This window comes from Rhodopila sp. (assembly GCF_965277165.1).
Lineage (GTDB): Bacteria > Pseudomonadota > Alphaproteobacteria > Acetobacterales > Acetobacteraceae > Rhodopila.
Genome location: NZ_CBDICE010000006.1, coordinates 1,161,420 through 1,173,591 on the forward strand (window position 1 = coordinate 1,161,420; position 12,172 = coordinate 1,173,591).

The 12,172-nt window shown below is 67.1% G+C and carries 11 protein-coding genes; 4 read left to right on the plus strand and 7 right to left on the minus strand.

All coding sequences use genetic code 11. The annotated features are described in order from the left end of the window. Positions 1–2: 2 nt before the first annotated feature. Genes ACQY4Y_RS17350 through ACQY4Y_RS17360 form a run of 3 tightly spaced genes read left to right on the plus strand, consistent with a single transcriptional unit; the run spans position 3 to position 4,687 of the window. Complete coding sequence (locus tag ACQY4Y_RS17350) at positions 3–851, plus strand: DUF1217 domain-containing protein (protein ID WP_428491839.1); 849 nt, start codon at positions 3–5, stop codon at positions 849–851. Positions 852–885: 34 nt separating this feature from the next. Next, the gene (locus ACQY4Y_RS17355; RefSeq protein ID WP_428491840.1) at positions 886–2,343 is read left to right on the plus strand and encodes a tetratricopeptide repeat protein; all 1,458 of its coding nucleotides are present in this window, start codon (positions 886–888) and stop codon (positions 2,341–2,343) included. Next, a complete protein-coding gene (locus ACQY4Y_RS17360) occupies positions 2,333–4,687 on the plus strand; it encodes a tetratricopeptide repeat protein (RefSeq protein WP_428491841.1) in 2,355 nt (784 codons plus the stop codon). The genes ACQY4Y_RS17355 and ACQY4Y_RS17360 overlap by 11 nt, the downstream gene beginning before the upstream one ends. 215 nt (positions 4,688–4,902) lie before the next feature. Here ACQY4Y_RS17360 and ACQY4Y_RS17365 read toward each other — a convergent pair whose 3' ends face one another. The 7 genes from ACQY4Y_RS17365 to ACQY4Y_RS17395 form a co-directional block, all read right to left on the minus strand. Continuing rightward, the gene (locus tag ACQY4Y_RS17365; RefSeq protein ID WP_428491842.1) at positions 4,903–5,706 is read right to left on the minus strand and encodes an exodeoxyribonuclease III; all 804 of its coding nucleotides are present in this window, start codon (positions 5,704–5,706) and stop codon (positions 4,903–4,905) included. Continuing rightward, positions 5,706–6,392 (minus strand): fumarylacetoacetate hydrolase family protein, encoded by a 687-nt coding sequence (locus ACQY4Y_RS17370; RefSeq protein ID WP_428491843.1) that lies wholly within the window; start codon positions 6,390–6,392, stop codon positions 5,706–5,708. The genes ACQY4Y_RS17365 and ACQY4Y_RS17370 overlap by 1 nt, the downstream gene beginning before the upstream one ends. 207 nt (positions 6,393–6,599) lie before the next feature. Continuing rightward, a complete protein-coding gene (locus ACQY4Y_RS17375; protein WP_428491844.1) occupies positions 6,600–7,283 on the minus strand; it encodes a PEP-CTERM sorting domain-containing protein in 684 nt (227 codons plus the stop codon). A gap of 260 nt (positions 7,284–7,543) precedes the next feature. Further along, on the minus strand, positions 7,544–7,954 hold the full coding sequence (locus ACQY4Y_RS17380) for a DUF3574 domain-containing protein (RefSeq protein WP_428493661.1): 411 nt from the start codon (positions 7,952–7,954) through the stop codon (positions 7,544–7,546). Between the two features lie 25 nt (positions 7,955–7,979). After that, complete coding sequence (locus tag ACQY4Y_RS17385; RefSeq protein WP_428491845.1) at positions 7,980–9,251, minus strand: dihydroorotase; 1,272 nt, start codon at positions 9,249–9,251, stop codon at positions 7,980–7,982. Further along, entirely contained in the window at positions 9,241–10,179 is a 939-nt protein-coding gene (locus ACQY4Y_RS17390) for an aspartate carbamoyltransferase catalytic subunit (protein ID WP_428493662.1), read from the minus strand. The genes ACQY4Y_RS17385 and ACQY4Y_RS17390 overlap by 11 nt, the downstream gene beginning before the upstream one ends. A gap of 84 nt (positions 10,180–10,263) precedes the next feature. Next, positions 10,264–11,217: an N-acetylmuramoyl-L-alanine amidase family protein gene (locus ACQY4Y_RS17395; protein WP_428491846.1), complete on the minus strand. Its 954-nt coding sequence runs from the start codon at positions 11,215–11,217 to the stop codon at positions 10,264–10,266. 246 nt (positions 11,218–11,463) lie between these two features. Between ACQY4Y_RS17395 and ACQY4Y_RS17400 the strand changes: the two genes are divergently transcribed. Further along, a complete protein-coding gene (locus ACQY4Y_RS17400; protein WP_428491847.1) occupies positions 11,464–12,078 on the plus strand; it encodes an SH3 domain-containing protein in 615 nt (204 codons plus the stop codon). Positions 12,079–12,172: the final 94 nt, after the last annotated feature.

Below are 12,172 nucleotides of genomic sequence, written 5' to 3' on the forward strand. Positions count from 1 at the left end.
CGATGAGCAGCTCGCTCAGCTATCTGTCGATCCTCTACGGCGATAGCTCGTCCAGCGGGTCGTCGCTGCTCGACACCATCTATGGCATCGGGGCGTCTGGGGCCGGATCGACCGACCCGGTGCAGGCGCTGCAATCGGCCGAACAGAACCAGGCGCAAGAGGTCAAGGTGACCGCCGCGCAGCCGATGGTCAAAGCCGCCGTCGGCGCCTTCACGCAGGCGGTCGCCTCGGCCACGAGCATGACCCAGTTGCTCGCCAATCCGCAGTTCATGAACGTGCTGCTGACCGCCAACGGCATGAGCGACCAGATCGGTTACACCGCGCTCTCAACCAAGGCGCTGACCTCGAATCTGAGCGATCCCAACTCGCTGGCCAACCAGCTGACCGACACGCGTTATAAAACCCTGGCGGAAAAATACGACTTCTCCGCCAATGGACTAAAATCGATGCAGAACCCGGCAACCATCGCCGACATCGCCAACGATTACGCAACCGCAAGCTGGGGCGCCAGCCAGGATCAGGTCACCCCCGGCCTGTCCAACGCGCTGGCATTCAAGGCGCAGGCTTCGAGCATCACCTCGGTCGACCAGATCCTCGGCGATCCGACCTTGCGCACGGTGGTCACCACGACGCTCGGCATACCCGAACAGATCGCCTTCCAGAGTCTCACCGCACAGGAAACCGCGATCAGCTCGAAGATCGACATCAGTCAGTTCCAAGACCCGAAATTCGTCGAGAGCTTCGCCCAGCGCTACCTGATCGCCAACGCGGCCAACAACACCTCGTCCTCATCTTCATCCACACCCGACCTCACAAGCCTGGCGATCCAGGCCCAGGGCATTCTGGTCTGATTGTTTCTTCAACGGCTCAAAAGGAGTCCGTCGCATGGATACCATCAACCTCACCGCCGACGCCGATGCGCTGCGCCTCCGAGCCGAAGATCTGATCGATGCCGGCCGCTTCGGCGCGGCTCGGCCGCTGCTGGCCGCTGCACGCGCCATGGCGCCGCCGTCGGCCGAACTCAGCCTGGCCGCCGCCCGCATGGCGATGGGCAGTGGCGCGTGGGACCAGGCGATCGCCGAACTCGATAGCGGCATCGAAGCCGAACCAGCCCATGCCGGACTGCGCAAATGCCGCGCCGACATGCGCCAGCGGATGGGCAATAACGAAGACGCGGCGCGCGACGCCGCCGAGGCAGTGATCTGCGATCCAGACGACCCGCAAGCCAAGGCCATCCTCGGCATCGCGCTGCGTGAAATTGGACGTATCGCCGACGCCGTCGCCTGTCTGGCCGAGGCGGTCGCCGCCGAACCAGCCAATCACGGCTACCGCGAAGCGCTCTCCGCCGCTTTGGAAAGCACCGGCGATGCCGATGCCGCGCTCGCCGTGCTGACCGAAGGTATCAGGCTTTGTCCGGCCAGCGTCGCCCTGCGCAACGCCGCCATCCTGCTCTCTGTTCGCCGTCGCGACTTCACCGGCGCGGTCAGGATTGCCGAGAACGCCCGCGTCGCCGGAATTGCCGATGCCTGCACCTTCGGACTGAAGGGCCACGCCCTGTCCTCCCTCGGCCGCCACGACGAAGCCGCTCTGGCCTATCAGGACGCCCTCAAGCTTGGCCCGGAAGACCCCTATGTGCGCCACCTCGTGGTGTCCTCCGGCGCCATGCCGGATTCCAAGCGCGCCCCGGAGGCCTACGTCCGCACCGTGTTCGACGGCTACGCCGACCGATTCGAATCGCACCTGATCTTGCTCGGCTACCGCATCCCCGGCGCCATGCGCACCATGCTGGCGTCGCACCCAAAGGTCGCGGCCGGCCTGCCGATCGGCCCGGTGCTCGATCTTGGCTGCGGCACCGGGATGGCCGCGCTGGCGATCGGCGATCTGCCGCTTGGGCCGTTTACCGGGGTGGACCTGTCGCCGCGAATGCTCGCCCACGCCCGGGTCAAGCGGCTCTACGCCGAACTGCGGGAAGGCGACATCGTCACCGACCTGATGGCGCACGAGCAGCGGTGGCCGCTGATCATCGCGGCCGACGTGCTGTGCTATTTCGGCGCCCTGGAGGAACTTCTCGCCATCGTCCACCGCCGCCTGGAACCGAACGGCTGGTTCGTGTTCTCGGTCGAGCAGGTGCTGCCCGACCACGACGGCATCGTCCCCGGCAACGGCAAATGGGCTTTGCAGCGCCAGGGCCGCTACGCCCACGGCGAGGACTATCTCTACGACGCCGCCTGCGCCGCCGGTTTCCGCGTGCTGCGCGTCGATCGCCCGGTGGTCCGCCAGGAAGCCGGGGTAGACGTTCCCGGCCTGCTGTTCGCCCTCGAGCGCATCCGCCATGACGGTTGACGTCAGGCCCGCGCCACCCGGCCCAGACCTGCCAGCCCCAGACCTGCCAGCCCCAGACCTGCCCCGCGCCGACCTGCCCGGCATCGCCCTGCTGGCCGCCGGCCGCTTCAAGGAAGCGCTGGCGCCGCTGCGCCTCGCCCTCTCGCTCGGTAACGCCGTGCCCGCCACCCTGCTCAACCTCGCGATCGCCGAGGATCACGCCGGCGACCGCGAAGCCGCCCGCCGCATCTGCCGCCACGTCGCCGCCACGTTGCCCGACTGGGACGAACCCGTACTGCGGCTGGCCGAGAGCCTGCGCGCCGCCGGCGAACACACCGAGGCGGAACAGACCTACCGCCAGGTGCTGGAACGCAATCCCGCCCGTCCCGAAGCGCTGATCGCCCTCAGTGGCTTGCTGCTGATGCGCGGCCAGCCCGAACCGGCGCGCGATCTGCTGCTGCAATGCTGCGGCATCGCACCCGACAATGCCGAGGCCTGGAACACGCTGGGCCTCGCGTTGCGCGCGACCGACGCCACCGGACTTGCGCTGTCAGCCTTCATCGCCGCCCAGCGTCTGCGCCCCGACTGCCTGGACTACATGCTGAACGGCGTCGAGACCGCGGTTGACCGGAAAAATCCTGATCCCACCCAGGGCGACGCCGAACTGGCTCGTCTGACCGTCGGCTGCGAGCAGAGCCCGCTCAACCCGGTCCTGCAACTGGGCTGCGGCATGTTGCTGGAACGCCTGGGCCGCCGCGCCGAGGCGATCGATGCGCTGGAGGCGGCGACCGAACTGGCCCCGCACGACCTGGCGCCGCTGCGCCTGCTGGGCGGCGTGCTGGCCCGCTCCAGCCGGGTGCCACAGGCCGAGGCCGTGCTGCGGCGGGTCGCCGCGCTCGACCCGAACAACCCACAGGTCCACAACGACCACGCCGTCGTTCTGATGCGGCTGCACCGCCACGTCGAGGCACGAACCATCCTGCTCGATGTGCTCGACAAGATCGGTCCCAACGCCGCCATCTTCTGCAACCTCGCCAACGCCACGGCCTGCATCGGGCTGCAGGATGAAGCGGTTGTCATCGCCCGCCGGGCCATTGAACTCGACCCCGGGTCGGCGCTGGCCCGACGGGCGCTGTGCAACACGCTGCCCTATCGCGACGGCACCACCGGCGCCGAACTATTGCAGGCGATGCGGGACTGCTCCGCCGCGCTGGCCCGATCACCGCAGCCACCGTTGGCGAACACCCCCGATCCGCACCGTCCGCTCGTCGTCGGCCTGCTGTCAGGCACCCTGCGCTCGCACCCAGTCGGCTGGCTCACCGTCGCTGGCATCGAAACCCTCGATCCGGACCAGTTCAGCGTGATCTGCCTGGTGCAGAACGCCGCGCCCGAGGAACCGATCGCGCGCCGCTACCGCGCCGTCGCCCGCAACTGGATCGAGGTCGACGGCCTCGACGACGCCGCCCTCACCAGCCTTGCCCACAGGCTGGGCATCGACATCCTGATCGACCTCGGCGGCTACGGCGATGCCGCCCGCATGGCCGCCTGCGCCAACCGGCTCGCGCCTGTTCAGATCAAATGGGTCGGCATGCAGGCCCACAGTTCCGGCCTCGCCGAGATGGATTGGTTCATCACCGACCGCTGGGAAACCCCCGACGGGTTCGAGCCGCTCTACAGCGAGAAGCTGCTGCGACTGGATGACGGCTACGTCTGCTACAGCCCGCCGCCTCACACCCCCGACGTGGTGGCGCTGCCCGCCCGCGCCAACGGCTTCGTCACCTTCGGCTGCTTCAACAACCTGGCCAAGATCACCCCTCGGGTGATCGAGACCTGGGCCGAGATTCTGCGCCGCATCCCCAATGCCCAGCTGGTGCTGAAGACCCATCAGCTCTCCGACGCCGCGACCGCCAACGGCTTCCTGGCCGACTTCGCCGCGCTCGGGATTGCTGCCGAACGCATCGAAACCCGCGGCTCCTCTGGTCATCGGGCCTTCATGGGCCAATACGGTGACATCGACATCGTACTTGACCCGTTCCCCTATTCCGGCGGCCTGACCACCTGTGAGGCGCTGTGGATGGGCGTGCCGACCATCACGCTGCCCGGCGAAATCTTCGCCTCGCGCCATTCCGCCAGCCACATGAGCAACGCCGGTCTGCCCGACTGGGTCACCGCTTCGGTCGATGAATATATCGAAATGGCCGTCGCCCGCGCCACCGACCTGACCGCCCTGGCCACCCTGCGCGCCGGCCTGCGGCAGCAAGTCCGCCACAGCCCGCTATGCGACGCCCCGCGCTTCGGCCGCAGCCTGGGCACGGCGCTGCGGCTTGCCTGGCAGGAGTGGTGCATCCAGCGCCCGCTTGGTTGAAGTATTCAATTTCAAGACAGATGCATGCTGATCGACGCGGATAAGCGCGGGTAACGCCGGGCTCAATACTCAAGTATTAGTCAGGCATTCAAAGTCGCGAATGCCCTTAGAACCGGCCTTCTCGCGGTCTATTACGATAATGTCGTTGTCGGTGCCTGCGCGGCTGTTCTGCTCGTGCAGCACACGATCATTGTCGAACAAAAAGTAGACCGCCCCTAAACCTCCAGCTCTACACAAACCGGCACATGATCCGACCCACGAGGCCAGTCCCGCGCATCGCGCAGGATGGTCTGGCTACGCAGCCCCGGCTGAAGATCCGGCGTCACCCAGACATGGTCCAATCGCCGCCCGCGGTCCGATGCCCGCCAGTCCTGATTGCGGTACGACCACCAGGAATACAGCTTCTGCTCCGCCGGCACGAAGTGCCGCACCGCGTCCACGAATCCGGCGTTCAGCCACACATTCAGCCCCTCGGTCTCCGGCGGCGTGTGGCTGACCACGCCCAGCAATTGCTTGTGGCTCCAGACGTCCTGCTCCAGGGGCGCGATGTTCAGGTCGCCGACCAACACCGATCGGGCCAGGGGGCGGGCGGCGAACCACGCCCCGGCCTCGGCGACGAAGTCCAGTTTATGGCCATATTTCGGGTTCTGCGTCCGGTCCGGCACGTCACCCCCAGCCGGCACGTAGAAATTATGCAGCTCCACCGGCCCAGCCGGGGTCTGCAACGCCGCCGCGACATGGCGACAATCACCCTTGCCGCACCAGTCCGGCGCTCCCTCATGCACCTCCAACGGCACCCGCGAAAGAATTGCCACGCCGTTGTAGCCCTTCATCCCGCGAAACACCGTGTGCGGATAGCCCAGCGGCCCCAGCGCCTCGGCCGGGAACAATCCGTCCGGCACCTTGGTCTCTTGCAGGCAGATCACGTCCGGCCGCAGCGCCTCGACCAGCCTGTCCAGCAGCCCGACGCGCAGCCGCAGCGAGTTGATGTTCCATGTCGCCACGCGCAGCGCAGCCATCAGACGATGCGGGTCTTCACCGAACCGACGCCCTCGACAACGCCCTCCAGCAGATCGCCCCGCTGCACCGCGGCGACATTCTCCGGCGTACCGGTGTAGATCAGGTCGCCCGGCGCCAGCTTCACCAGCCCGGACAGGTAGGCGATCGTTTCCGGCACGCTCCAGATCATCTTCGACAGGTCGGAGCTCTGCCTCGCCTTGCCGTTGACCTTCAACGCGATCAGTCCGCTCGCGGGATGGCCGATCTTCGACGCCGGCACCAGCAGCCCGATCGGTGCCGAGGCGTCAAACCCCTTGCCCATGTCCCACGGCTTGCCTTCCTTCTTTGCCGCGTTCTGCAAATCGCGCCGAGTCATGTCCAGCCCAGCCGCATAGCCCCAGACATGCGCCAACGCATCCGCCTCGGCGATATCCGCGCCACCCTCGCCGATCGCCACCACCAGTTCCATCTCGTGGTGCAACTGTGTGCTCTTGGGTGGATACGGCATGTCAGCATCATTCAGCAGCAGCGCATCGGCCGGCTTCATGAAGAAGAACGGCGGTTCCCGATCCGGATCGCTGCCCATTTCCCTGGCGTGTTCGGCATAGTTGCGCCCGACACAGAACACCCGCCGAACCGGAAAAGCGCCGCCGCCCACGACGGGCACGGCGATGATCGCCGGCGCGGAGATGACGTAATCAGCCATTCGGTAACACCTCGTTTCGGATTGACCTGGACCGCAGCAACGCGGAACGGATGGGCGGAAATACGGCAAACCGCGGCATCAGGCAATGCCGCCACGACCCCGGCCCGAAACCAGCCGGCGCCGTTCCCCGACCCCGGCCGCGCGAAAGGACCGCGCGCAATTCGGCGAGCGGCCCTTTCGGCACGGGCGTGATCGCGGCTCGGGCTTCTACCCGGCCAGCGCCGCCCGCCGGCGACGCACGGCGCCAAGGCCCACCAGCCCGGCCCCGATGACCGCCAGGCTCGCGGGCTCCGGAACATTGACGTCTAGAACCGACGGGGTGCCGTTCTCCCGCGCGTAATACAGCGTCGTATCGCCGGTCGAGGCCAACTCGACGGTCTCGGTCACCGCGCTGGTCGGGTCGGCGGTGGTGGTGCCGATCCTGGTCGAACCCTGGTAAACGCTCGCGCCGTCGTCATGTGTGATCGTCAGGATGGTGCCGGCCGCCAGCGTGCCAAGGTCGATGGTAATGAACGAACCGTATTGATACCCGGACGCGCTGCCGCTGGACGCCAGGAACGTCGTCAGCGTGCTGAAGTCGGCGCCGGCTGGGGTGCCAAGGGCGCCTGATCCGCTGTAGCCGGAGATCAAGCTGCCGTTAAAGAAGTTCGAGTTCAGATCGCCCGTGTTGCTGCTGTTCTGTGCGGCGGTGTTGCTGAAGCTGAGCGGCCCGCTGTAACTGAACGTCGCCGTGATCGCCCCGGCGGTGTTGAAGCCGTCATGCGTGGCATCCGCCGTGAATCCGCCAGTCTGGTTCGCTGTGCTGTCGGTGATCATGTAGGCGTTGGCACTCCCGATGCCGATCATTGACGCCATCGCCGTCGCGATCAAAAAATACTTCGAGTAAGCCATTGTCGAGGTCTCCCTGCGGATGTTGAAGCCTTCGACGCGTCGTTCTGATGCGCCAGGTGCTCGCAAGTAAATGCAACCTCCGTGCCAAAGATACTTGCACGCAATGAAATGCGGCAGCAACCACGATTTCTAAATACAGGCCAAGTCATACCGAAAAAGACATATTATACACTACGTTTGTATTCAACCGGCTCGACGCACGCGTCGGAAAATATTACATCTCGGAAAGAACGCCGGCGTCACGATCCGCCACAAACCCCTTAGAACGCCGCGCACGCCGGTGCCACCGTCATGCCGACCAACTGTTGGTGGAACCGGCGCTGATACGCCGACCGGACCCGGTTCACCGCCGCCAGGCTTTCAGGCGTCTCGGGCAGCGCCACCAGCAACACCTTGGTCGGCTGCTCGATGGTCTTGCGCGTGATCGGATTCATCCAGCCGCCATCGGCATCGAATACGGTAAAGCCGTTCGCCAGATTGGCAGTCACCGTGTCATCCAGAAACGTCTGCCACTCGCTATCGGTCAGATCCGGGCGTCCAGGGATCGTTCGGCCCATGAACAGCGTAAACACCGCGACCGGCGAACCCACCCCAGGCGCGCAGGTGGTCCCAACGTGGGCCGCGCAAGCTCCCAGGCTCGCGATCAGCCAAACCGCCATGATCAGACGCACCAAGACCCGTTCTCCTCCGGCGCGATCAGCCGAACACCCGCAGCCCGCGCTTCCAGGTGCCTAGCACCACGCCCTCCAGCGCCCGCCCATCGAACGGCGTGTTCTGCGCCTTGCCGGGAAGCCGTCCGGCCTCCACCTGCCAGATCCGCTCCGGATCGAACAGGCACAGATCCGCCGGCGCCGCCTTGGCGATGCGCCCGCTTGCAACCCCCAGCAGGCCGGCCGGCCGCGCGGTCAGCAGATCGATCGCCGCGGCCAGCGTCAGCGACCCGTTATGCACATGCGCCAGCGTGATCGCCAGCAGCGTCGCCAACCCGGCACCGCCAGCCGAGGCCAGCGCGAACGGCTGGCGCTTGTCGTCGGCATCGCGCGGCTGATGGTCCGACGCAATGGCATCGATCGTCCCATCGGCCAGCGCTGCAACCACCGCCTGGCGGTCGTGTTCCTTGCGCAGCGGCGGCGACAGCTTGGCGTAGCTGCGGAAATCGCCGATCGAGGTCTCGTTCAGATCGAAATACGGCGGCGCGGTGTCACAGCTCACCGAAATCCCCGCCGCCTTCGCCGTTCGGATCAACCCCAGCGCCTCGCCGGTCGAGACATGGGCGAAATGCACCGCCCCGCCGGTCAGTTCCGCCAGCCTGATATCGCGTGCCACCATGATCGCCTCGGCCGCGGCAGGAATCCCGGGCAATCCCATCCGGGTCGCCTGCTCGCTCTCGGTCGCGCTGCCGCCGGCCGCCAGCGAGGGCTCTTCGGGGTGCTGCACGATACGGGCGCCGAAGCCATGCGCGTAGGCCAGCGCCAGCCGCATCAGCCGGGCAGGGCCCACCGCCCGCGATCCGTCGGTGAACGCCACCGCCCCGGCCTCGCGCAACAGGCCCAGTTCGGCCAGTTCCTCGCCCCGGCAGCCTCGGGTCACCGCGCCGTACGGCAGGATCGTCAGGCTGCCGGTCTCCGCGCCGCGCGTGCGCAGCAACTGCACCAGCGCCGGATCGTCGATCGCCGGCTGGGTATCGGGCAGCGCCGCCAGCGTGGTGATCCCGCCCGCCGCCGCCGCCGCCGCCGCCGAGGCGATGGTTTCGCGATACTCGAAGCCGGGCTCGCCCAACGCGGCGCGCATATCGACCAGCCCGGGGCACAGCACCGCCCCCTCGGCCTCGATCACCAGGGCACCCTCCGGCGCGCCGACCGAGGCGGCAAAATCGACAATGCGGCCATCGCGCACCAGCAGATCGCCCGGCATATCCACCCCGGAGCCCAGAATACGGGCGCCGCGGAACAGCGTGTCAGGGTTCATTCCGGCGATGGTCCCGCGACAGCATGTCCAGCACCGCCATGCGCACGGCGACCCCCATCTCGACCTGCTCCTTGATCACGCTGCGCAGCTTGTCGTCGGCCACCGCGCTGTCGATCTCGACGCCGCGATTCATCGGACCGGGATGCATGACGATGGCATCTGCCTTGGCCAGCGCCAGCTTGGCCTCGTCCAGGCCCCAAAACCGGAAGAACTCCCGCGCGCTTGGCACCTCCCCACGCGACATCCGCTCGCGTTGCAGGCGCAGCATCATCACCACGTCGGCCCCCGCCAGCCCCGCCGCAACGTCGTGGAACACGCTCACCCCCAGTTCGGCCACCTCGGCCGGGATCAGCGTCGGCGGCCCGACCACCCGCACCTGGCAGCCCATCGTGGTCAATAAATGGATGTTGGAGCGCGCTACCCGCGAATGCGCGATATCGCCGCAGATCGTCACGATCAGTCCAGCGATGCGGCCCTTGCGCCGCTTGATCGTCAGCGCGTCCAGCAGCGCCTGGGTCGGATGCTCGTGCGTTCCGTCGCCGGCGTTGATCACCGCCGCATCGACGATCTGCGCCAGCAGGTTCGGCGCCCCGGACTGGTCGTGGCGCACCACCAGCAGATCGCAATGCATCGCGTTCAGCGTGGCCGCGGTGTCGATCAGCGTCTCGCCCTTGTTCACCGAGGATGTGGCGACCGACATGTTGATCACGTCCGCCCCCAGCCGCTTGCCGGCCAATTCAAAGCTGGTGCGGGTGCGCGTGCTGTCCTCGAAGAACAGATTGATCAAGGTGCGCCCGCGCAACAGGTCGCGCTGCGTCTTGCCCGACCGGTTGAGCAGTACATAGCTCTCCGCAAGGTCGAGCAATTGACTGATCGCGGGCGGTTCCAGCCCCTCGATCGCCAGAAGATGTCGTTGCCGGTAGAACACAAGGCTTGGTTGCAGCAACCGGCACCGGGCGTCAACCGCGCCCAGCACCCTGTCTCGCCGCCAACCGGTTCGGCGCGGCGACCGTCAGGTCCGCGACGCCGGGGCCCGCCCCGGCTTGGCGAAATAATCACCGATCGCGTCGCGAATCGCCTGCGCCACGACCCGGCGGTATTTCGCCCGGTTCAGCAACGCCTCGTCATGGCGGTTCGACAAGAAACCCATTTCCAGCAGGACGCCTGGAATGTCGCGCGCGCCCAGCACATAGAACCGAGCCTGGCGGGCCGGCGCGGCATCCATCCGGATGTCGTCGTTAAGATTGTCGATCATTGTATACTGCAGCCAGGCCGACCCAGCGCTCGGTCGCGGACCGACAAGCGCGTCGGCGATCTTTGCGGTATCGGCCGGCCCCGCCGCCAGATGCGTGATCGAGTCCGCGCCACCCGGTCCGGAGCGCACCCAGACGCTGGCGCCGTGCGCGTGTCGGTCGCGGGAAGCATTGGCGTGGATCGCGATCAACAGGTCCGCGTCGTGCGACCGGGCGAAACCGACCCGCCCGGCCAGCGACACGAACACATCGCTGGTCCGCGTCATCGCCACCCGATACCGACCTGTCGCCAGCAGCAGACGCCTGAGTTCCAACGCGGTGGCGAGCACGACATTCTTCTCCAGCGTGCCGGAGACTCCAACCGCCCCCGAATCGCGCCCGCCATGGCCCGGATCGATGACAATAAGCGGCCGTTCCGAGGCCGGCGCCGCGTGCTTCGCCGCTACCCGGACATGGTTCCGCGCCGGATGGCGGCGGACCACCCGGGGTTTGCTGTCGGTTCGGGCGTAATGACGAGCCCGGGGCGTTTCGCGTCGTGATTGGCTGGCTTTCGTCGCCGGCCGGGAATGGCCGCGCCGCACCGCGTGCTGCCCTTGGACCGGATGCGGCCGATGATGCCCGACGGTCCGCGCCCGTGCCGGCCCCAGCAGCAGCGCGCCACACAATGTGACGCAGGCGGCCAACCGCCAGATCACCCGCCATCTGGTTGACATCCGCGCCACGCGGCAAGCAACGCCGGTCAAGGTCGCCTATATCTCCCGCCACCAAAGGCGGGCATCGCATCTCGCGGTCGGTTCGATGTCCACCCCGGCTCACTCCCACGGACTTTTCCGTGCTGCCACCCCAGATTGTTTTGTTAACCTAAAATAACGCCTGATCAATCGCAAGGCTGCTTCTCTTAATGTATTGTGATAGCTAGTTTCAGCGGCCTTATTTCCGCCGGCATAGGAACGATCCGGATGCCCAGGCTGCGCCGCGTTCTCGCCTGTCTTGCCTCCTCAATCTGGCCCGGCTGGGACCGCCGGACCTGCCTGTGCGCCGCCGCCGTCCTGCTGGTGCTGGCCGGCGGCCTGGGTTCAGCGCTGGGAATGCAGCCCCCCGCGTCACGATCGACGACCGCGCCTCCGGGCGGCCCGACGATCGGTACCGATACCGGGCTGAAGCTGCCGCGTTTCGCCGCCCTGCGCAGCGGCACGGTGAACCTGCGACGCGGGCCCGGCCTGCGCTACCCGATCGAGTGGGTCTTGCGCCGCCGTTTCCTGCCGGTGGAGATCCTGCGGGAGTTCCAGGACTGGCGTTTTCTGCGCCTGCCGGACGGAACCAAGGGCTGGGTGCATCGAGCCCTGCTGATCGGCCGCCGCGGCTTTATCGTCGTCGGATCCACCGCCGCGCTACGCCGCGCACCTCGGTCCGGCGCCCACGCCGCGGCCCTGTTGCAGCCGGGCGTGATCGGGCGCCTGCTGAACTGTCCGGCAGCTTCCGTGTGGTGCCGAGCCGCCGTCGCCGGCCACGCTGGCTATCTGCGCCGAACTGCCGTTTGGGGCCTTTTGCCGGCGGAGGCGATCGCCGGCTGACCCCTGAACGTCCAGCCCGTTCGCACTCTAACTCCTATGGGGCGCCCCCTATGGAGCGACGATGGAAGCCAGGCCGGCGAGAGACTGCGGCGCG

Coding starts and splice junctions, on each gene's coding strand:
- ACQY4Y_RS17355 (WP_428491840.1), top strand. CDS start 886: ATGGATACCATCAACCTCACCGCCGACGCCGATGCGCTGCGCCTCCGA.
- ACQY4Y_RS17360 (WP_428491841.1), top strand. CDS start 2,333: ATGACGGTTGACGTCAGGCCCGCGCCACCCGGCCCAGACCTGCCAGCC.
- ACQY4Y_RS17370 (WP_428491843.1), bottom strand. CDS start 6,392: ATGGCTGATTACGTCATCTCCGCGCCGGCGATCATCGCCGTGCCCGTC.
- ACQY4Y_RS17400 (WP_428491847.1), top strand. CDS start 11,464: ATGCCCAGGCTGCGCCGCGTTCTCGCCTGTCTTGCCTCCTCAATCTGG.
- ACQY4Y_RS17385 (WP_428491845.1), bottom strand. CDS start 9,251: ATGAACCCTGACACGCTGTTCCGCGGCGCCCGTATTCTGGGCTCCGGG.
- ACQY4Y_RS17375 (WP_428491844.1), bottom strand. CDS start 7,283: ATGGCTTACTCGAAGTATTTTTTGATCGCGACGGCGATGGCGTCAATG.
- ACQY4Y_RS17350 (WP_428491839.1), top strand. CDS start 3: ATGAGCAGCTCGCTCAGCTATCTGTCGATCCTCTACGGCGATAGCTCG.
- ACQY4Y_RS17365 (WP_428491842.1), bottom strand. CDS start 5,706: ATGGCTGCGCTGCGCGTGGCGACATGGAACATCAACTCGCTGCGGCTG.
- ACQY4Y_RS17395 (WP_428491846.1), bottom strand. CDS start 11,217: ATGTCAACCAGATGGCGGGTGATCTGGCGGTTGGCCGCCTGCGTCACA.